This window comes from Robbsia andropogonis, assembly GCF_034047095.1.
GTDB lineage: Bacteria > Pseudomonadota > Gammaproteobacteria > Burkholderiales > Burkholderiaceae > Robbsia > Robbsia andropogonis.
This window is the reverse complement of sequence record NZ_CP139170.1, coordinates 706,226-728,109: the sequence shown is the minus strand read 5'-3', so window position 1 is coordinate 728,109 and position 21,884 is coordinate 706,226. Positions and strand designations below refer to the sequence as shown.

Genomic DNA, 21,884 nt, shown 5'->3' with positions numbered 1-21,884 from the left:
CTACCTCTCGTTACCAATTGCGAAACCGCGATGGCGGCGCGTATAAACCACCGGACCAATGCACCAGATCTTTCACCGAGCGCGCGGCCAGAAGGCGTCGATCCGCATCGAGAGGGTCGACCCCCAGATCCTCTGGTCGCCGAATCACCCCGCGCTCCCGCAATCGCTCGACGAACCGGCGGTCACGCCCTCGCCCCACCTCGGTGTAGCCTGCAACGCCACGAATGGCCTGCTCGCGCTCATCCGCATCGCGACATAACAGCAGATTGGCAATGCCTTCCTCGGTGACGACGTGCGTTACATCGTCGCCGTACACCATCACCGGCGCGAGGTCCAATGACAACTTGTCCGCGAGCCGCAAGGCATCGAGCTTTTCGACGAACATCGGTACGTTTTTGTCACCGAACGTCTCGCCAATTTGCACAACCAGCTTGCGCCCACGCCGCAGCGCGGCAGGGGTCTTCGGATCGGCCTCGGCGCCTGCCTTCAGCCATGGCTCGCTTGGGTGCCGCCGGCCTCGCGCATCACTGCCCATATTCGGCGCGCCCCCGAAACCCGCGATACGTTCAGCGGTCACGGTAGACGAATGACCTGACAAGTCGATTTGCAGCGTTGAGCCGATGAACATGTCACAGGCATACAGCCCGGCCGTTTGACAGAACGCCCGGTTGGATCGCAGTGAACCATCGGCGCCGGTGAAGAACACATCGGAGCGTGCACGGATATAGTCGTCCATACCGACTTCCGACCCGAAACAGTGGACTTGTTCGACCCATCCGGATTCGATCGCGGGAATCAGCGTGGGATGCGGGTTGAGCGCCCACTGCGTGCATATTTTCCCTTTCAGGCCAAGCCGCTCTCCGTAGGTGGGCAGCAAAAGCTCGATCGCCGCCGTGTTGAAACCGATGCCGTGATTGAGCCGCTTGATGCCATATGGCTGATAGATGCCCTTGATCGCGAGCATCGCGGTCAGGATTTGCGTCTCGGTAATTGCCCCAGGGTCGCGCGTAAACAGGGGCTCGACGAAAAACGGGTGGCCCGCCTCCACGACGAAATGCACGCGATCGCCCGGGATGTCGACGCGGGGCACCTTATCAACTATCCGGTCAACCTGGGCAATGACAACGCCGTCCTTGAATGCCGTCGCTTCGACCACGGTAGGCGTATCTTCCGTGTTCGGTCCGGTGTACAGATTGCCGTCGACATCGGCGCTGACCGCCGCGATGAGCGCGACGTTTGGCGTCAGATCGATAAAGTAGCGTGCAAATAGCTCCAGGTAGGTATGCACTGCACCAAGTTCGATGCGTCCGCCAAACAGCAACTTCGCGATTCGCTGTGACTGCGGTCCCGAGTACGCGAAGTCCAGTTTTTTTGCGATACCGCGTTCGAACACGTCAAGATGTTCGGGCAGCACGATGCCGGACTGCACCATATGCAAGTCATGGATCTTCTTGTTGTCTACCCCCGCAAGCGCAGTCGCGAGTAAATCCGCTTGCTTCTGGTTATCGCCTTCAAGGCATACGCGGTCGCCGGGTCGCAGCACGGCCTCCAGCAATGCGGTGACATCTTTCGCCGCGACCCGCTTTCCTCGGGCCACGTGCGCACCTGCGGCAAGCCGGGCATCACGCGCCTGCCGTGCTTGATTCCATTGAGCCATTGCGTTTCTCCTGCGAAACGGGACGAGTTAGGATCATTGTAGGGTATCTCTGCAAGCGGATTCATGACGTTATCGAATGCGCCTAGAGGCAAGATCGTTAGATCGCGCGCGAATAAGAGTAGACTCCGATATGCTCCGGAAGGCCCGCAGCGCCGCCGCTTCCGGTACCAGAAATGTTCTTGAAAGAAAATCGCGATGCGTCCGTTACCGCCCGAGTTGCTGCGTAGTTTCTTGGTCGTTGCCCAGACAGGCAGCTTTACCGCGGCATCGGAACTCGTCAATCTTTCACAGTCCACCGTCAGCCAGCATATTCGCCGACTGGAAGAACTATTGGATCGCGCGCTGTTCGAGCGGGACACGCGCAAAGTCAGGCTAACCGAAAGTGGCGAAGCACTTCGTCGGTACGCCAGTCGCATTCTCGAATTGATGGACGAAGCCGTGATGTCCGTCTGCGGTCCGCCATTGGCGGGGACGGTCCGGTTGGGATTGTCTGAAGATTTCGCCTCGACACGTCTGACCGACACACTCGCCCAATTCATGAAGCGCAATCCCGAAGTCGAATTAGCCATTGTGACCGGATTGTCAGGCGAGCTTTTTGACGCTTTCGACGAAGGCAAGCACGATTTGGTATTCGCCAAACGGATTGCCGGAAGTCGCCGTGGGCGCGTAGTGCGTTCCGAGCCGCTTCTCTGGTGTACCGGACCGGGGTCGCCCTTCACCGGGCGAGAACCGACACTGTCTCTTGCATTGCACCCGGAACCGAGCGTATCACGACAGCGTGTGCTCGAAGCGTTGGAAAACGCAGGGCGCCCCTATCGCATCGCGGTAACGAGCAGCAGTGTTGCGGCGCTACGCGCGGCTACCGCGGCAGGAATCGGTATTGCGGCGTTTTGCGGGTACGTCATCCCTGACGGCCTTATAGCATTAGCGTCCGACCTTCCGCCGCTCGGCAATCTTGATTACACGGTTGAACGCCACTCGTCCGTGTCACGGGCGACACTCGCGCTCGAAGCGACACTCGTTGCCGCCGCGTCCGATCTGTAGCTGTTGCGAATCAATACACGTCTAGCGTCACATGGTCAAGAAAACGTCGCCAGAGCAACGTCGCGAGTTGGGTACCTTCCTCTCGAGCCGACGTGCTCGTTTATCGCCAAAAGCATTTGGCTTGCCAGAGACATCACGCCGTACGCCTGGGCTGCGACGCGAGGAAGTGGCCGTGCTTGCAGGCGTCAGTGTCAGTTGGTACACCTGGCTCGAGCAAGGGCGAGACATTCAACCTTCAGCCGAAACGCTGCAACGAATCGCAAAGGTCCTCCAACTCGATCAGGTGGAGTCATCGCACCTCTTCGCGCTGTCCGCACGCGACGCCCCGGCTATCGTCACCGGCGGTGGCGTCACCGATGGCCTTGAGAGGCTGGTCCGTGCCATTAATCCCATTCCAGCCTACGTGCGCAATACCCGGCTGGATATCCTGGCCTGGAACGATGCCATTGCGGACCTTTTCGTCGATTACGGAGCGTTGCAGCCACACGAACGTAATACGCTACGTCTGCTGTTCCTGTATCAGCCGTATCGCACGTTGATCCGCGATTGGGAGCAAATGGCGCGAGGGATGATTTCTACATTTCGCGCAGCCCGCGCACTCGCGCCGGACAAAACACCTTTCGATCTGCTCATTGCGGAACTGTCCGAGGAGAGTGGCGAATTCCAAGCCTGGTGGCAAGACACCGATGTGAAGGGCTTCGCCGAAGGCAGCAAACACCTGCAGCACCCTACGTTGGGACGTGTATCGTTTACGTACGTCGCGTTGACACCGGAGGGGCGGCCTGATCTCTCGTTGGTAACGTATATACCCAAACCCCCAGCCTATGACTCGCAGTCATAGGATCAGCAGACGCCTAGCGCGCGGCGCGGCGCTTGCCTACAGTGACGTCAAGCGCGGTGCATCATGCGCTATTGCCCATCGTCTTGGAGGTAATCACCATGTCAAACGCAGATACAGCGTCGACCGCGAATGTTGCGACATCGCGGAATCCCGCCACAGGCGAATTGATCGCGACTTATCCTTTTCAAAACGCCGATGAGGTAGAACGCCTCCTCGACGAAAACGCATCGGCCTCCCGGCTCTGGCGGGCAACCCCCATGCGCGAGCGGGTTGCAGCCTATCATCGTCTTGCTTCGATCTTGCGCTCTCGCGCCGATACCTTGGCTGCGCTGATCACAATGGAAATGGGCAAGACGATCAACGCGGCACGCGCCGAAGTGGAAAAATGCGCGGCGACGATCGATTGGATTGCTGAGCATGGCCCGGCGATCATTGCCGACGAGCCAGTCACGGTCGATGGCGACGATAGCGTCCACGTGTCGTATCTACCGATCGGCACCATCCTCGCCGTCATGCCGTGGAATTTTCCGCTGTGGCAGGTGATCCGCGCGTCGGCCCCGATCATGCTATCGGGCAATGGCTTCATCTTGAAGCACGCGCCCAACGTGATGGGTGCCGCGTATGCGCTGCAGGATATCTACGATGCAGCCGGGTTTCCGAAGGGGGTGTTTGCGCTTCTCAATACCGATAACGACACCGTTGCCCGCGTCATCGAGGATGATCGTGTGGCAGCAGTAACGTTGACGGGCAGCATGCGCGCCGGTGCCGCGGTTGCCGCCGCGGCAGGACGTGCGTTGAAAAAGAGCTTGCTGGAGCTTGGCGGTTCCGACGCCTTTATCGTGTTGGCGGATGCCAATATCGATTTGGCGGTGCAGGCTGGCATTGAAGCGCGTTACCAAAATGCCGGCCAGGTTTGCCTAGCCGCCAAGCGCTTTATCCTGGAAAAGCCGATCGCGGAAGCCTTCACACACAAGTTTGTCGCGGCGGCGAAGCAATTGAAAGTTGGCGACCCGCTAGACCCAGAAAACGCAATGGGGCCAATGGCGCGACACGACCTGCGCGACGAATTGCACAGTCAAGTGAACCGCAGCATCGCCGCCGGTGCCACGCTCGTGCTCGGCGGCAATCAAGTAGCAGGGGTAGGCAATTTTTATGAACCCACGGTATTGACCGATGTCTTGCCAGGCATGGCCGCTTTTGACGAGGAGACATTCGGCCCTGTTGCGGCAATCGTCGTGGCAGACAATGCAGAGCATGCCATTCAGCTCGCAAACACAAGCGATTACGGATTGGCAGGGGCGTTGTGGACGGCTGATGTCGCGCGAGCACAGCGTATCGCGCGCCGGCTGGAGACAGGTGGCGTGTTCATCAATGGCTTCTCGGCGTCGAATGCGCGCATTCCGGTGGGCGGCGTGAAGAAAAGCGGATACGGACGCGAACTGTCGCATTTCGGCTTGCGCGAATTCACGAATGCGCAAGCCGTCTGGGCAAAGCATGTCGACTGATAGCCCAAGGCGTTAGCGAGCCGGGAGACCGAACAATGGTGCACAGTCTGTTCGGTCTTTGACAAGTTTCTTTGTTTTTAAGTCCCATACGCCGGGGTAACTGAATTTGCCACATTGCATGTCACCATCGGCAGAGACATAACGTCCATCCGGGGATATCCTGCCTAGGCTATCCCGATCGTACGCCAAAGCCTCTCTACGCATTCTTTCCATCGACTTTCTTTCACTGTACATGCCTCGAAAGGACGCTAACGGTCGGGTTCCCTTTAATTGAGCAACGCGCGCTATGTAACCAGGGGGGGACACTCCAACGAGATCGTATGAAAGGTAAATACCCTTTTTCAAATTAACGTCGACCACAAACCCTGCCCTGACGGGAATATGTGAAGCCTGAACTCGACCTCGCCGACACTCGATAACATCCTGCACTGAAACGAAAGATATTTCATCGAGTATTATTAGTGACTTATCCCAATTAAAAAAGGGATCAATAGTCCCCTGCACACCTGTAATTTTGCATTGCCGTGTGGATGGCCCATCGGAGTCCATTTCGATCAATCCACTTCCATTTCCATATTCAATATAACTTAATTTCCCTGCATTTACAAAAGTGCAAAAAAGACATGGTATTGCAAAAAAAAATTTCAACACATTCAATTGATCAACCCCAAAGCATGAACTGTTAAGGTGTAACGCTTTTCATCATCGTTGTAGCCACCATTTATCGCATACGTAACTCTCCGCGAAATAGACATGCCAATATTCACATCACTTTTGGCATTTGGATGAACACCACTTCCACGATCTATTTCCGCTTTTACTTTGCTTCGCTTAAATGCAATGTAAAACCCTCCGCTATCTATGCAATTGTAGGGCGTTGCAATAAGTCGTTCCGGATAATTTATCGATGCCGGGCGACGCCTCATCTGCGCTACATCGCGCTTCCTATAGCCATCGTCGTCCCACCAACGAGCATCGAATTCGGATCTCCGTAGCCATCCTCTGTAAACCCAATAGTCGGCGTAATTAGCTCTTCCTGTTAGTTGCTTAAACCCACGCCCTCGGAATTTTTGTGCATCAATGTCTCCCACATTACCGCCAATCCAGCTATAGGAGATCTTAATACGCTTTCCAAGACCATTAAATTTTTCAGAACAATAATAGCGGTCGCTTTCATCCGTAGTTGATCCATACCAGTGGCCTAACTCAGCTTCAGATCTTCTGGATGCAAACTTATTGCTAGCTTCTTGCATTACCTTCAATGACAATGATTCCACCGCCCCTTGCCCGAGAAAATGCGATTGCCGTATGGGGTTTGTAATCACATACTTCTGCATTACTTGATTGAGTGCCGTCCGATAGCGTTCCCTGGTCGCCTCCGGTGTAACTTTATAAATGCGAGCCAACGTGGACTTGTCAATCCAGCCGCACTTCCGCATCCAGTTGATAAATTCGATTGGATGAAAGTGCCACAATGTAGGTGCTATATCCAAGGCCGCATCGAACCACCACTGCAGGGCATTCGCGTGGGCTTTGAACGCAACGTATTGCTCATGCGTCATGGCAGCACGCGACGGGCTCTCACCTGAAGCACTGTCCCGCAATAAAAATTGATAGGTCGAATCGAAATGGGCGGCATCCCATTCGGTGCGGAATTCGCAGACAAGTCGGCGCATCTTCTTCCGCAATGCGGGATTGCGTAGCCGGCTGAGCGCATCATCCTCTGTTATATCGGAGGGTTGATTCACATCAAGCAAATTCAAAACGGCTTTCGCACAACATCGACCATCGCTGGTCAAACGTGTACCGGCCTCTCCATCATGAATACGCTGCCAACCAAGAAACCGTGGAAAATCCGCGTCGGACAGCTTGACCACCGATGGCACATTCAGATCAACGTATGCAATCCCATCACTCGGAGACGCAATACACTGCCAGTTCCCGACACCTGCAGGAAGGGAATCCTCGCCAACGATCCGCCCATATCGCAGCAGTTCATACGTAGGCGATTGGTTATTCGGTGCAAGCAGATTCGCAATCTTCGGCATCTCGAATTCATAGGGTTTTCCAGGAAAAACCGCACTGCCAAGGAGGACCCCGTCTTCCGAGTAAGTATAGGTGTGACAGTTTCCTTTCGCAAAGTGCACCGTCAACCATAGCGACTTATCAAGCGTTCCCACCTGATTCTGCCCTTCCGGTTCTGGTTCGGGAAACGCTCGTCGTCTCCGCGTTGCCGCATCTGAAGTCACGCTACCACGCGCTACACCGCGAATGCGAATATCCTCCCCTTTTTCAAATGCAGCCTTCCTCTTACGCCACTGTTTGTACTTTACTGACGCTTGAGCCTGTGTCTTGTCGAATAATGCCGTTCCGGCGGGCAACAGGAAATGCATATCGCCCCATAGATCGGGGTCACCGGAGTTATCGCCAGTGCGAAAAACCCTGTACGCTTTGTCTCCTCGCTTGATTAGTTTGTCGAGTCCTCCCTGATCGGTAAAAATTTCGAAATGAATGGCGCGCGCACCAGCGATCACGCCGCCGCTACCGACGATTTCTTTACGAGTGATTTCCGTACCGCTAGATACCGTTACGGAAGAAAGGTGCATGTAGACGGACCAAAACCGTATCGTCGTATCCTTTCCTAACTCTGCCTCGTGCTCAATTACCACGCACCCGTCGTCCGTCCAACTCGCATTGGAACCAGTACTCATGGCGTAATTCAAAGGATGCGACGGATCATCACTTTTTTCGGTCGGGGCACGGACATACACCACCTTGCCGTCAGCAACACACGCAATTGGCGATGTTCCGTACAATAAATGTACGCCCCCATGCCACCTTAAATTTGCACTTAAAGGGTAGGTTCCCGATCCGAAAGGGGAATCAGGAAACATCGCTTCCGAAAATGCCATGTCGCGCTCTGCATCACCGATGTCAGCATCTTTAAATAAAACAGGATAGCTAATTATCATAATTTTAAAATATTTTATCTATTTATTTCTCACAGCGTCATTGCGAAAAGAAAAATTTCCCGGGTGCCGCCAAGTCAGATCGAGGCAATTGGGGCAATACATGGTCCTTTTGCGTCGGCCCATCGAAAGCATAATTCGCACCTTTGACATCGATATCCCCAGGAGAATGTAGCTCGATTTTCCCGTCCGCAATTCGAATATATGCGCCACCTGAGGTCAGAAGAATACCTTTCTCTGCGACCACCAAAACATCATCGGATATCGATGCTACGGTCAGGCGCTTTTGCGCATCCAACTCGACGCTATCGGATTGCGCCTGGACCATCACCTGCCCTTTCTGCGCAAGAAGCTTGATACCCCCATTTTTTACAAACATGCTGATCTTTTCTGTGACTGAAGCAATAAGGGATTTATCGGAAACACTATGCATGCTTCCACCGCTTATCGAAGTCACATTTTGGGACACGGCGACATTCGCTGATCCTTGTGTAGACAGTCCAATGCCGCTCGGGCTCGCAATCAGCATCACCGGCTCCATGAACTGCTTGGCGCGGCCCGTTCCACCGCCAGCCGTATTCCCTCCTGATACGGCAACGCTTGGCGCCTCACCTTGCAAAGTGTCATTGAATTTCCTCAATGCGATAGCGGCGCTCTCCAAGCCTTCCGCCTGCGCTTGCATCGCGCATGCCGACAAATCCTCAGTAAGTGTCACGCCATTGGCCAGTGGTGCGGAAGCACTACCCACCGCCATTGGCTCGCCTACAGCAGGATAGGTCGATATATGCAGCCCTTGCGCAGCACGTACCGCGCCGCATTCGCTTGTCATAAGATCGAAGCCGGTACCTTTATAGGTGCCACGCGTATTGCCGCCATGATCGATCATGTAGCCAAGGTGCAAAGACGACTGCGCGGTGCTGCTATAAAGTTGCAGTCGCCTCTGCCCTGTTGCGTCGTCCATCACCAGCTGGTTATAGCCGGCACCGCCATACTCTTTAGATTTGAAGCCAGAAAGCAGGCCGTTTGAATGCCAAGGCGGCTTTTTCTCGGCATTGAAAAGTCGTCCGGTACAGATCGGACGGTCGCAATCGTCGTCTAGCCACGAAATTATCACCTCTTCGCCAATACGCGGAACGTGTGTACTCCCATACTGGCGGCCGCTGCTGGCCTGCACGACCCGGACCCAGCAAGATGCATTCTGATCTCCCGAGTTCAGCCGATCCCAGTGCATTTTTACCTTGACACGATTCAGGCTGTCCGTATGGACCTCATCCCCATCGGGGCCCGCTACCGTCGCGGTCTGCATCTGTATATTCGGCTTGGCATGTTCCGGTGGGCTTCTAAATGGTACATGGCGGCGCTGCGCTTCGATCTCAACGAAGAAATAGCCATCGTCGGATCCATCACATGCATATGCGCACCTTTCGTTTGCCGACCCCGCTGGCGCGCCGTAGTGCCCATCCTCCACTCGCGCTCGCAATCCGCTGCGTTTTCGCGCGTCATCGATTAGCGGTTTTATGCTGAATAAATAATCTGTAGCCTCGGATGATGTCGCGATATTGCTTTCCATCGCCCACCGTACCGATAGCACTGCAAATTCGCGGTCTTGCGGGTGCTCCTTCCTATGTACACTGTGGTTCTGAAGGGTGAACCACTGGCCTGCATCGATACTCCGGATACTTCCACTACCAAAGAATCGCTTCGCGCGAGACTCCCACTCCTCCATCCGAATCTTTGAAAGTGTGTCACCGCGCACTTGCCGGTTATACGTATAAGCACCCGTGTATTCGTACACTTCGGCTTGTAAGGGTATCGTTCCCTGACTGGGTAGCGTCGGCGTATGGGTGCCTTTGCCTGGCGCGGAAAACGGGGACTTGTAGTCGAACGTGCGCGTGGTGAGCTGCGTGCTCTGCAACGCGCGCGTGCAAGACCAATGGGTCAGCGAGTCAGCTTCACTACTGATCCCGGCACGATAGAAATCGACTGATTTACCGGCATTCTGAGAAAAGGTAAACAGGTTGTCCGTGATGGTCAGCATGTGTGATTTTCCATCGTCCGCCTGCGTGAAGAAGCCAAAAAGGCCCTCGTGCTCCATCAGGCGATGGACAAAATTCCAGTCATCTTCGTACTCCATGCAAAAAGAACGCTTCGGAAGCCCAGACGACAACACAAACTTATACGCACCGCGGCCTTGGGGATGTTGATCAAAAACATCTGCAATGATCTGGTCGGCGCTTTTTTCCTGCCATATACGCGCGTCTTTGCGGAACTTCAGGAAATGTAGCCAACTGGCAAACGATAATTGATACGTTGTCAGCGTACCGTCAGAACCAAGCAGTCGGGCGGTATTCACGTAGCCATGAAACGGCCGATATGAATGATCAATCTGTTGAATCCACAGCGTCACCGGCTGAGCAATCAGCGTTTTCAGCGCGAGTCTTGATGTTGATACCGCTTCCACCGTAAAGGAAAATTGCCGGCCGATAACACTCTCGCCCACGGCACGCACAGGAATAAGCGCATTCCGTCCAAGCGGCGTGTCGAGTCGGAGCAGTCGTGGCGACTGCGATAGCGTGTTTGGATTGCACGTGGAAACGTGCATGTCGCCCTGTAAAGCCATGATGTGCATCGTGCTCAAACGCCCCTGACAGGGCAACGAGCATCATTCTGCGGACTTACAGCCCGAAAGAACAAGGGCGACCTGCACTAGGATTTTATTTAAATTCCAGCAATGAACACGTTCCCATCTTCACCATCGACCGTCTCAACGCGTAAACATGTCATTCACTGCACCACCTTCCGCATCAGAATCGCGTCCGCATACCTATAGCGACAATCGCCTGGCGATTCGAGCTTGATGGTGTGAAGTGATAGATGGATGCCTCATCAAGCACGGCGATATTCGCACCGCTCACGTGCTGATACGTACCCTCCAGATAGACATCGGTACGTTGGCTCAGCGCATAGTCGATCTGCACTGTTCCTTGCATCCACTTCGGATGTTCCGACGTACCTGGCCGCACATAATGGCCTTGCGTATAAGTAACAGCGCCGCCAAGCGATAATGCCGGCGTCAGCGCATACTTTCCGTTTAACTCATAATTGTAGAGCGTCATGAAATCGCCAGTGAATGCGGCATAGCTGCCACCTGAATCCACTGCCGTTGGCGCATCGATCGATGTTCGACTTGCAACAAAGCCGATCTGTGCGTTGGAGAAAGCGTATTGAACACCCCCCGCATAGACGCGCTGTCGCTGCCCCAGAAACTGTGCATTGCCGTCGCTACTGCTGATGGCCCCGGAGACATTTCCAGAACGTGAGCCGCCCGGCTGATTTGCTTGGAAGAAAGCGGCGGCAAGCGAAAGGCCGCCGTAAGCATACTTTCCGCCGAACGTGAATGCGTTGTTCTCCCGGAAACCGGACGCGGTGTTGCTGAATGCGTAACCACCGCCAAACTCGAATCCATGAAAATCCGCGCTACGCAGCATCACGGAATTGTTCATCCGCATGCTGCCTGCCATGTTGTCACTGTCAAAGGGATGCGACGCCAGATTGCCACCAAAACTGCCAGCAGCCGACAACGGTGCGACGAAAGTTGCAACCGAATCGTATTGTCGGCCGAGCGTGACTCGGCCAAAGCGAGCGCTGCGCAAGCCTACAAATGCCTGTCGCCCAAATTCATCATTACCATTGGACGACTGACCTGACGCGATATTGAAGCCATTTTCCAACGTAAAGATTGCCGACAAGCCGCCGCCAAGGTCCTCGCTGCCACGCAAGCCCCATCGGCTGGCATTTACATTGCCGCTCTGCAGCGAAAGGGATCGGCCGCCAGATCCGCCCGTGGAGGCTCGCTGATTGCTTGCGTAATCGACACCCACGTCAAGCAAACCGTATAGCGTCACGCTGCTCTGTGCATGCGTTGAAGCTGAAAATACTGCTGCCGAGAAGGAAACCACCGCTGCTATTACATTCTTTCTCACGCCCTTTGCTCCTTAAGTAGGCAATCCCTGCTTCCCCATTCCGTTGCAAGCGACAACGGTTTTTGGTGACGTGGCCCGGGAAAAGATACACAGCTCCGACCTGCCAAACGGCAAGCTTGGCATATCAATATAACGACGTCATGAAGGGTTCAGAAGTAAATGACGGCACGATGAAGCCGTTTATCGATACCGGTCAGAAAATCGACGTATCGAAAAAGCCGTGATTGTAGGGCGATGCGGCTGCCGATGGCACCTGGCGCGGTCAGCCGGAAAACGAGGCATGGTTGGGTAGGATGCGGGGGAACGTCGGATGGTTTCGCGAGGTCACGCGGCCTTTCGAAGACTGATACCAGACGATTTTCAGTGCGCACAACCGGCTTGAAGTTGCGGTCTTGACGTACAAACATCGGACCTGCCCATTAGCCAACGACTAGCCTCCGAGGTGTTCGACGAGAATCAGCACACCGATGCCAATCAAGACAACCCCGCCAACACATTCCGCACGGCGGCCCACCACGCTGCCCACGACACGTCCGATCATTACGCCAATCGTTACCATGGTCGCAGTAGCCAACCCGATGGCTGCGGCCGTGGAATAGATATTCACGTCAACGAATGCGAGGCCTGCACCCACCGCCATGGCATCAATGCTGGTGGCAAAACCCGTGAGGGCCAACACCCAGAATGAATGCATCGCGGGCTTCTCATTGTTCACTTCCTCGACTTTGAAGCTATTGACGATCATGCGACCGCCAAGAATACCGAGCAATACGAAGGCTATCCAGTGATCCCAGGCTGACACGTATTGGGCGGCAGCCTTACCCAGGAGCCACCCGGCGATAGGTGTCAACGCTTCGATTACACCGAAAATTAAACCGGTTCTGATTGCTTCGCGCCATTTAGGACGATGCAATGTGGCACCTTTGCCAATAGAAGCGGCAAAAGCATCTGTGGACATGGCAAAAGCCAGGAACAGTATCGCGACAGGATTCATCTATTTGGGCGCTCTAGGTCGGGCAATAAACCACGACACATCGCTGCACCCGACCGGTTGCGGCGATGTGTCGATGGTCTCGCCAACCTAAAGCAGGGTAGCTGCGCCACGGTCTGGCCGACCGAGAATGTTGACGCAACTGCTTCCGGATGGAAGCCGGCTACTCCCCAAAGACAAGCAGTAGCTTATCATGACCGAAAGGAATTCGTAAATTTTATGATATAGCGTCAATCGGAACGACGGACCGCCCGGGCCAAATAGGGAGTGTGTACGTACAGTAGAATCGATGGATCCAGCAGCCATCCGCAGAGACACATGTCCGTGAAAATTTCAGGCATCCACCACGTGGCCATCATTGCCTCAGACTACCAACGCTCGCGCCGCTTTTATACCGAGATACTGGGACTGGAGATTGTGGCCGAGGTATATCGCGCGCAGCGCAATTCCTACAAGCTCGACTTGCGCATGCCAGACGGCGCGCAGATTGAACTGTTTTCCTTTCCATCGCCGCCACCGCGTACTAGCCGGCCTGAGGCATGCGGCATGCGGCATCTCGCTTTCCGTGTAACAAATCTCGATACTGCAGTAGAGGCCTTGCGCGAACACGAAATTGAACCAGAGCCCATACGAGTGGACGAATACACAGGCAAACGATTCACTTTCTTCGCCGACCCGGATGATCTCCCCCTGGAATTGTATGAAATCTAAAGCGCTTCGCGACGCGAGGGTCTCTGGCTTTTTCTAGGTCGACTCGACGTAGCCCAGAATCGCCTTGGTCTCCAAATATTCTTCCAAGCCAAAAACCCCATATTCCCGGCCATTCCCGGAACGCTTATAACCACCGAACGGGGCAAACGCGTCCCACGCGGGATAGTTAATGTGAACCTGACCGGAACGGATTCGTCCTGCAACAGCCTTTGCCGCTATGAGGTCACGGCTTTGTACATGCGCGCCAAGCCCATACGACGTGCTGTTGGCAATCGCCACCGCCTCATCGACAGAATCGTAGGGCATGATGCAAAGCACCGGCCCGAATATTTCCTCTTGTGCAATACGCATCGAGGGCGTGACATCGGAAAAAATTGTCGCCCTGGCGAAAAACCCTTTCTGCATGCCGTCAGGTCGGCCAGGGCCGCCGCAAATACGCCTCGCACCTGACGCCATGCCCTCTTCAATCAACATCTGAACACGACCATACTGCGCTGCGTTTGCGATCGGGCCCAGAACCGTGCCCTCGACGCTTGGATCACCGACTGTCATTGATTCCACCGTCTTCAATGCCAGAGCCTCCACTTCCGCCAAACGATTCCGTGGCACCAGCATTCTAGTCGGAGCACTACAAGACTGACCTGCATTACGGAATCCGGACATCACGCCCTTGGGCACGGCGTGCACGAAGTCCGCATCAGGCAGAAAAACGTTCGGTGATTTCCCCCCAAGCTCCTGCGTCACTCTCTTGAAAGTGGGAGCGGCGGCTTGGGCGACCAAGGCACCCGCGCGGTTAGAGCCCGTAATCGAAACCATGTCCACATCCGGATGCGCCGCCAGCGCCTCCCCGACCTCCGCGCCGCTTCCAAGCACCATGTTGAAAATGCCTGCCGGAACGCCAGCATCGTGTACAACCTGCGCGAAAAGCATTGCGCTCAACGGCGCCAGTTCGCTTGGTTTCAGTACGACGGCGCAGCCTGCTGCCAGGGCTGGTGCCACTTTAGCGGTAATCTGGTATAGCGGCCAGTTCCATGGCGTAATCAAGGCGCAGACACCAATTGCCTCACGAGCAATCGCGGTTGAACCGCTGGTCTGTACAAACGGATAAGTCCGCACCACGTCTCGCGCCACGCGAACATGTTCCGCCGCCAGGGGAACCTGCGACATCCGCGCGAAGTCAATGGGTGCCCCCATCTCCATTGAGATAGCGCGGGCAAACTCCTCTTTCCGCTCAAGAATCAACCGATGGACCTTTTCCAAGATAGCCGCACGATACGAAGGCTCCGTCATGGACCAGTCCGGAAACGCAGACAATGCGGCCGACACGGCCATATCCACGTCATGCGCGGTGCCCAGGGCCACATCGCCGATGGACGCCTCCGTTGCGGGATTGATGACCTCGGCAAGGCCACCGCCGTGTTCCGGTGCGCGCCACTGTCCGCCGACATACACACTTTCTGCCAATTTCTCGGCATCCAGACAAGGAAGATGCAATAAAGTAGTCATCGAAGGAAATCCTGGAAGCGATAGTAGGCACCGATCAAAGGCAGAAACCACGGTTTTCCAAAATGCCCGGGTATCGCCTTCCACTCGAAATCACGCCACGGATTGAGGTCTGTACGGCCGTCCAATACGTCGGCCATCACAGCGCCCATATACGTGGACATATGTGTACCATGACCGCTGTAACCCATTGAATAGAAGACGCCATTACGTTCACCAGCCCTAGGCAGGCGATCCCGGGTCATGTCCACCATGCCGCCCCAGCAATAATCGATTTGCGCATTGGCAAGTTCCGGGAACGTTTCGCCCAACGCTTGCGTCAAGATCATGCCACTTTTCGCGTCGGAAGCCGGATTTGATTCCGCGAAGCGTGCGCGGCCGCCGAACAACAGTCGGTTGTCTGGTGTAACACGAAAGTAGTTCACAAAGTTCTTCGTATCAACGTACATCCGCCGGTTAGGAATGAGCTGGTCCAGCAACGTCGTACGCAACGGTTCTGTGACAATCAGGAATGCACCGACAGGGATGATCCTACGACGGAACCAACCCAGTGGACCAAAACGCGATGTACCACTAGCGAGCAATACCTGAGACGCCTCGATTGACCCATCGGCGGTCTTCACCACGTGACGTTGACCATTGATCCGTTGAAGCCCAATCATCGGCGAATTCTCATAAATCCGGACGCCCTTCCTGACTGCCGCCTCCGCAAGCCCATGCGCAAAACGGCCGACGTGCATGCCCGCACTTTTCTCATAAAGCAGGCCTCCAAAGTAGCGATCACAACCCATTTCGTTACGTATATCGCTTGCGCTGACCATGCGTGTATCGGGATCGACTTCGCGCGCCAGTATCTCTTGGGACCTTGCAAGCTTATCGTAATGCTCAGGCTTGGCGGCAAGTTTGAGTTTTCCTACCCGCCTGAAACTGCAGTCGATCCCCTCCTCTTGAATGATGGATTCGACCTTGGCTACACCTGCATCGAAACTTCTATAAAGCATATTTGCGGTATCGCGACCTAGCTGCGCCGACAGCGTCGCATAGTCTTGCGCGAAGCCGTTATTACACATGCCGCCGTTCCGGCCCGATGCCGCGTTACCAACCAGGCCTGCCTCCAGCACCGTGACTTTTGCGCCTTTCTTTGCCAAGGCGAGCGCGGCTGACAAGCCCGTAAAGCCTGCACCAATCACCACGACATCCGCGCTTCCGTGTACCACGCCATGCGCCCCTTTAGTAAAGCGCGGCGCGGTATCAAGCCAATAGGAAGTCAGTTTCATATCAGATGCATATCAAGATGACACTTTGCGCTTCGCCGCACCCGCGGCGTCAAACCACGGATACCGCCCCCCTCTCCGTTACCGCCCCTTGACCAGACAGAAATCAATAACGCTTGGCAAAGCCGTTATACCATCGATATGCCAATCCGCTGGATAAATACGAATCTTAAAAATCGGCTATATCCTTAGGCATGACGGTGGCGAAACGTTTTGGGTCAAAGGGCCTCGGGTCGACAATAGGTGTCGAACCCATTACAAGATCCGCAATAAGATGGCCCGCACCGGGTCCTATTCCAAATCCATGACCGCTGAAGCCGGCAGCGAGTACCAGACCAGCGACCTCATTCACTTCCCCTATACACGGCACCCCGTCCGGAGTCATGTCGATATATCCAGCCCAGGATGCCGTCGTGTGACTTTTCCCAAGAGCCGGGCATAGCGCAATGGCTCGACTGTGCATAAGGCGCAGCGCGGTCTGGTCCGGCGTAGGATCCAACACACGCATCCGTTCCATCGGTGTTACTTCATCGAGTCGCCAGCGCTTGAGACTTTCATGCCCAGAACGAACGCCTTCGAGCGTACCAACGCTGATGCTGCGCCAGCGACGCCGGAATAATGGGAAAAAATCTTTGGCGTAACGGAATTTCTGTTGCGTCGGGTCAAACCGTGCCATACCGCTGATGGCCAGTGTGTACGTGTTATCGCAACGGGGCGTTCATTGTGCACCTCCTTCTGAAACCTGGATAAACATTGGGATCTGGCCTTCGACATCGTTGCGACACGGGCGATACTTGCGCGCCAGTGCTGCGGTAACCGCTTCGCTGTGCAGATCGATCGTCCGAATCTGCCATGGGGCATCAGGCACGACCTGCTCGGCAGGCAGAATCCGATCGTTGATCAAACGCCGGATCATGTAGTGAGTGACACCAAGCTCCTTCGCTGCCTCAGACATCGTCAGCCAGTCGCCATCCTTATCTGCCGACTTGTAGGCGTGGATATCGCGGACATGCCGTACAGAGCTGACACGATGTGCGGTCCAGGTCTTGCCCTGTCCTGTGCGTATTCCCATGCGGTTCAGTGATGCAGCAATGTCCTCGTCGGACCATCGGGTTACCATGCTGCGAATAACCGCGAGCGCTTCGTCTGACGTACTGCAGCCATGCTCGCCAGTTCGCGGCCTGCGAATCCGTAGCCGGGAATGTTGACCGCCTTGCCAGTGGATCGTCAGAATGATTTCGCGTGTAGCCTCGTCGACGTCGGCAACGATATCGACGATGAGCGCGCGAACAAGCTGTTGACGTGTGCGCATGGCGACGCTCGGTGCATTCCACGCAGCATGAAGATCTTCGGCGAGCTTCGTAAAGTCAGGCAGGGGAGCCTGCGCCTTTGGTGCAGTCACCGTCTCCACGCGCGTCTGGCAGGCCTGTACACGACGTAATGCCGCTTCCCAGTTCTTCTCCAGCTGCGCGGCAATCAGGCGGTTCTCGGGATCACAGGCGGCGTAGCGCCGCTCAGCCAGCGTGGCCTCGTACTGGGCCTGCTGCAGTTCGAGTTCCACGATCTGTTGCTGCTCGTTCAGGGTATCCATGTGCATTTGCTCAGCCTGTTGTGCCGCTTCGATCGCCAATGGCTCCACGACGCGCAGAAGCTCCTTGCTGACAGTCGCATCGATACGGGAACCACCGAACCTCATACATCGCGCTGACGTGTCGAAGCGGTCACACCGGTACACGGCCTGCGGGATACGTCCAGCGTAGGCCACCGACAGGCGACGTCCACAGCGTGCGCAGGCAAGCAGGCCAGCGAGCAGCGCGCGGCCACCACGACCGGATTTTACGTCGCCCGCCTTGCCGTAAGCATTTGTCGCGAGCTTCTTCTGGTTGCGTTCAAACTCCGCCCAGTCGATGTAGCCTTCGTGGTGTTCCCGGAGCATGACGTCCCAGTTCTCAAACGGCTTGCGGTGCTTGTAGCTCTTGCGTGCCCGGCCTTCGACGATCGTCATCTGCTTGCCGCTCTTGCCATACGCGTAGACACCAGCATAGAACGGATTCTTGAGCACCGAAATCACGTTACGGTAGCGTATTGGAGTCCAGTCGACCCGCGTCAGCGTCCGGCCGTCAGAGGGGCGCGGGAAGTGGACCTGTTCAGCGTTCATCGACAGCAGAACCTGCCGCGCGCTGCCCAGTTGCCGGAAACGAGTAAAAATCAGGCGTATGACTTCCTGCAACCGTGCGTCTGGATCGAAACCCAGACCAACATCACGATGCCAGATATAGCCGACCGGCACGCTGATACGTAATTCACCACGGTGTGCCTTCTCTCGTTTGGCGTCGTGCATGCGCGTTCGAAGCACGTTGAGTTCGAATTCGCTGATGCTGCCCTTCATGCCAAGTAATAGCCGGTCATTTGCCCGGCAAGGATCGTACACACCGTCAAGGTCGATTACCCGCGCTTGAACGAGACCACAGAGCTCGAGCAGATGATGCCAGTCGCGTCCATTGCGGGCAAGGCGTGAGGCGTCCAGGCAAAGCACTGCGCCGACATCGCCTGCACACAATAACGCGACCAGACGATCAAAGCCCGGTCTCGCAACTGTGCCGCTCGCCGAGCGTCCCTGGTCGTCGTCGATGACTTCGACGTCGCGAAATCCATGTCGCTTTGCTTCCTGCACGAGGTCATACTGCCGGCGCCGGCTCTCGAGGTTCAGTTGGACCTGCGTTCGGCTGGACTGTCGGACATAAACTACCGCCTTGCGTTTAAGAAGATCTGCGGGCAAACGATCATCATTCGTCATCGTTACGCCCCTTCGCAGTCGGGATGCCCGCCGCCTGCATCAACAGGCATGCGAGATGCCTGAGCGTGTTTGCCCGTTGCACCGCGTTCATCCCCTGAAGCTCGACCGCGTCGAACATCAGGTTCATCTGGGGCGGCATCGACCGCGATAACTGTTGACCTGCTGGAACGACGTTTGGCAGATTGCCCATTGCGTTTCTCCCGGACGTTGGTGGAACCGTCCGGAGAGTTTCCCCGCAAATGCAGATCGACCAGCAATTGATGCAGATTATGCAGTGTCGCTACGGTAACTCTCGGTTCGCCGAGAACCATCGCTGAACAAATCGCGGCATCGAGCATCCATCCCGCGATCATCCTGATTACACCGGGGTCCGCCTCCACATGGACGACCTGACCTCCGCCGCGACGCTCGATGTCTTTAACCTTGACGCGACGCCCATACAGCGGATGCCAACGATAATGAATCTCGACTTCCTGCCCGATATGGGCAGAATGAACGGGAAATTGCTACGCCGGGTAATAGAGACATCCTTGGTATGCACTGCGTCGGGGAGTACACCGCGCGCTACCGCAAGCTCCATGATTGAAGAACGGATGGTTGCTTGCGGCATACGAATGCCGAGTTGCCGACAAAAGGTAGACGCCCACGCTCCCCCGGACAGCACGGCCGTTTTTGTGCGAATGGTACCGTGCTCTGTCACCACCCCCGACACCCGCCCAGCTTCTGTTTCAATACCGCGTGCCGCGCAGTTCTGATGGACCGTTCCGCCTAGCTTCAAAATAGCGCGAGCCACGGCAGGTGCAGCGTTACCAGGATCTGCGGTCCCATCGGTCGGAGCAAAGATCCCGCCTTTCCACTGTTTCTCTGTAAAACGCGCCTTGGCGCTAGCCGCTTGGCTTCCCAGCACTTCCGTTCGAACGCCGGCCGTTTTGGCGAAATCGCACCATCGCGCCCAGCCAGACAGCTCCTCATCACTATTGCTAAGATATAGCAAGCCGCTCCGACGAAATCCAGTTGATTCACCTGATGTTGCTTCGAATTCTTCCCAAAGGCGCAAACTATGTGTCGCCATAGGGAGTTCGCGCGCATCGCGATTCTGCTGCCGACACCATCCCCAATTACGGCTTGATTGTTCCCCACCAACGAAGCCCTTTTCAAGCAGCGCCACTTTCATCCCGCGCTTTGCAAGAAACCAGGCCGTGAACGCGCCTATGATGCCCGCACCGATTATCACCACATCCACGCTTCCTGGCAGCGTTGGACTCGATACAACTGGTGTCAAAGGTACTCGCATATAAATACTCTTCCGTTACGGTAGGTTCATGTCGACGATTATCGAATGCAGCTGCTCGGCGTTGATAAAGCGCTTTTTAACGTAACGTTAAGCCAAGCTTCATGCTGAAATCGCCGGAATCGATGGTCGACGGCGCCGCGGATTGCGCAATGCCAGCCGCGCCACAGGCAGACAGCAGGTCACCGCGTTTCCGATCAGGTCCCATTCCTCGACATCCATTCTCGATATTGATCCAGCGACTATCCGGTCAAACATCGATATTCAAAACATGGCCTGTGTTACCAGCCCATAAAGCTGGCAGTCCGGATCAGCGGCATCGGGATAAGCCTCCGCAGGCGCGTTAACTACCATTTTATTTACCGTGTCGACGCGTTTCAGACCCTGTTCTATTAGCCAGTCGTTCAACACAGCACCCTTCGGTGCATCGAGGCGAATGTATTCGTCGGTTCGTCCCTTGAGCCAATGCGCGATAAGCAATTTTGCTAGTACGTCTTTCGTTGAACGTGGTGCGACTATCGGGCCAACCATGTAACCGCGTCCGAAACGCCTGAACATCGAGAAACCGACGATCTTCCCCGCTTGCGCCAACACCGCGCAATCACCAATCTGCAACAAGGCACGCATCACGGGCTGACGGTCACAACGCGAGGCACGAGATGCAAGCCTCATGACGGTTGCCTCATCTTCGAGCGTGGCTGCACGCACGCACACGTCGTCGGGTAACGCAACCGGCAAGATGTCCGCTACGTTTCCCTGGTGTTGATCGAGCTGTCCGCATACTGAGAAGCCCAATTTCTCATAAAGTGGTTGACCTTCGGGAGTGGCGTGGAGAAATGTCACTCTTGCACCAACTTCGTCAAGAAGTCGTTTCATCAGTGTACGACCTACCCCGCGCCCCTGATGATTCGGCGACACGATAACCAAGCCTAACGAGGCATGCCCGGTCCCATATTTCCAGCATAAAGCGGTGCCGACGATCGCACCGTCCGATACGGCTACAAAGCCGTTCCCGACTTCAAGTGCAAAGTGCCAATCTTCCGGACGATGCGGCCAATGCACAGCGACGGACAAAGCATGCGCCGCCGCTACATCCCCAGGTGTGAATGGACGATAGGAACAGCCGGTAGCATTGTCATCTTTCATATTAGAAACCCTGGCAGCCCAGCCCGCGGAAATAGCACTTTCGACACCCCATACGCAGACGCTTATTAGAACAAGCTTTGCAACGCTTAGGGCCCCGCCCTATGCGCCGACGGCACGACGTGTTGCGTATACGCTCACGCCTTAGCGAACATTCGCTCTTGAGCGATCCGTG

Annotated in this window: 15 protein-coding genes, 1 pseudogene and 1 riboswitch; of the genes and pseudogenes, 4 read left to right on the top strand and 12 right to left on the bottom strand. The window is 55.6% G+C overall.

Annotation, left to right across the window (positions count from 1 at the left end):
* Positions 1–10: 10 nt before the first annotated feature.
* Positions 11–1,657, bottom strand: coding sequence for a malonate decarboxylase subunit alpha (gene mdcA / locus SJQ66_RS16770; protein ID WP_046153193.1), 1,647 nt, complete (start codon positions 1,655–1,657; stop codon positions 11–13).
* A gap of 195 nt (positions 1,658–1,852) precedes the next feature.
* On the opposite strand from mdcA, the gene SJQ66_RS16765 reads away from it, so the two are divergent.
* The 3 genes from SJQ66_RS16765 (at position 1,853) to SJQ66_RS16755 (ending at position 5,047) form a co-directional block, all read left to right on the top strand.
* Complete coding sequence (locus SJQ66_RS16765) at positions 1,853–2,701, top strand: LysR family transcriptional regulator (protein ID WP_253463291.1); 849 nt, start codon at positions 1,853–1,855, stop codon at positions 2,699–2,701.
* Between the two features lie 31 nt (positions 2,702–2,732).
* On the top strand, positions 2,733–3,542 hold the full coding sequence (locus SJQ66_RS16760) for a helix-turn-helix transcriptional regulator (protein ID WP_024904698.1): 810 nt from the start codon (positions 2,733–2,735) through the stop codon (positions 3,540–3,542).
* Between the two features lie 98 nt (positions 3,543–3,640).
* Positions 3,641–5,047, top strand: coding sequence for an NAD-dependent succinate-semialdehyde dehydrogenase (locus SJQ66_RS16755; protein ID WP_024904699.1), 1,407 nt, complete (start codon positions 3,641–3,643; stop codon positions 5,045–5,047).
* 653 nt (positions 5,048–5,700) lie between these two features.
* Here the strand turns inward: SJQ66_RS16755 and SJQ66_RS16750 are convergent.
* The 4 genes from SJQ66_RS16750 to mntP form a co-directional block, all read right to left on the bottom strand.
* A complete protein-coding gene (locus SJQ66_RS16750) occupies positions 5,701–8,019 on the bottom strand; it encodes a M23 family metallopeptidase (protein ID WP_320535069.1) in 2,319 nt (772 codons plus the stop codon).
* A 37-nt stretch (positions 8,020–8,056) separates the two neighbouring features.
* Entirely contained in the window at positions 8,057–10,636 is a 2,580-nt protein-coding gene (locus SJQ66_RS16745; protein ID WP_320535068.1) for a type VI secretion system Vgr family protein, read from the bottom strand.
* Between the two features lie 184 nt (positions 10,637–10,820).
* The gene (locus tag SJQ66_RS16740; protein ID WP_320535067.1) at positions 10,821–11,999 is read right to left on the bottom strand and encodes a porin; all 1,179 of its coding nucleotides are present in this window, start codon (positions 11,997–11,999) and stop codon (positions 10,821–10,823) included.
* Between the two features lie 430 nt (positions 12,000–12,429).
* Complete coding sequence (gene mntP / locus SJQ66_RS16735; protein WP_024904704.1) at positions 12,430–12,993, bottom strand: manganese efflux pump MntP; 564 nt, start codon at positions 12,991–12,993, stop codon at positions 12,430–12,432.
* A gap of 7 nt (positions 12,994–13,000) precedes the next feature.
* Positions 13,001–13,174, bottom strand: a riboswitch (yybP-ykoY riboswitch).
* Between the two features lie 140 nt (positions 13,175–13,314).
* On the opposite strand from mntP, the gene gloA2 reads away from it, so the two are divergent.
* Positions 13,315–13,701: an SMU1112c/YaeR family gloxylase I-like metalloprotein gene (gene gloA2, locus SJQ66_RS16730; protein WP_201779138.1), complete on the top strand. Its 387-nt coding sequence runs from the start codon at positions 13,315–13,317 to the stop codon at positions 13,699–13,701.
* Positions 13,702–13,734: 33 nt separating this feature from the next.
* On the opposite strand, the gene SJQ66_RS16725 is transcribed toward gloA2, so the two are convergent.
* The 7 genes and pseudogenes from SJQ66_RS16725 to SJQ66_RS16695 all read right to left on the bottom strand — a co-directional run bounded on the left by SJQ66_RS16725 (position 13,735) and on the right by SJQ66_RS16695 (position 21,712).
* Positions 13,735–15,207 carry an aldehyde dehydrogenase family protein gene (locus tag SJQ66_RS16725; RefSeq protein WP_024904706.1) on the bottom strand — a complete coding sequence of 491 codons (1,473 nt, stop codon included), beginning with the start codon at positions 15,205–15,207 and terminating at the stop codon, positions 13,735–13,737.
* Positions 15,204–16,481, bottom strand: a complete 1,278-nt coding sequence (locus SJQ66_RS16720) for an NAD(P)/FAD-dependent oxidoreductase (RefSeq protein WP_024904707.1) — start codon at positions 16,479–16,481, stop codon at positions 15,204–15,206. The genes SJQ66_RS16725 and SJQ66_RS16720 overlap by 4 nt, the downstream gene beginning before the upstream one ends.
* A 166-nt stretch (positions 16,482–16,647) precedes the next feature.
* A complete protein-coding gene (locus SJQ66_RS16715; protein ID WP_407691543.1) occupies positions 16,648–17,154 on the bottom strand; it encodes an NAD(P)/FAD-dependent oxidoreductase in 507 nt (168 codons plus the stop codon).
* A 42-nt stretch (positions 17,155–17,196) separates the two neighbouring features.
* A complete protein-coding gene (locus tag SJQ66_RS16710) occupies positions 17,197–19,275 on the bottom strand; it encodes a recombinase family protein (RefSeq protein WP_320533729.1) in 2,079 nt (692 codons plus the stop codon).
* On the bottom strand, positions 19,265–19,465 hold the full coding sequence (locus SJQ66_RS16705; RefSeq protein ID WP_320533730.1) for a hypothetical protein: 201 nt from the start codon (positions 19,463–19,465) through the stop codon (positions 19,265–19,267). Before SJQ66_RS16705 ends, SJQ66_RS16710 begins: the two co-directional genes overlap by 11 nt.
* 282 nt (positions 19,466–19,747) lie before the next feature.
* Positions 19,748–20,569: pseudogene (locus SJQ66_RS16700) on the bottom strand (NAD(P)/FAD-dependent oxidoreductase); the annotation flags it as partial.
* Positions 20,570–20,830: 261 nt separating this feature from the next.
* Complete coding sequence (locus SJQ66_RS16695) at positions 20,831–21,712, bottom strand: GNAT family N-acetyltransferase (protein WP_320535066.1); 882 nt, start codon at positions 21,710–21,712, stop codon at positions 20,831–20,833.
* Between the last annotated feature and the right edge of the window lie 172 nt (positions 21,713–21,884).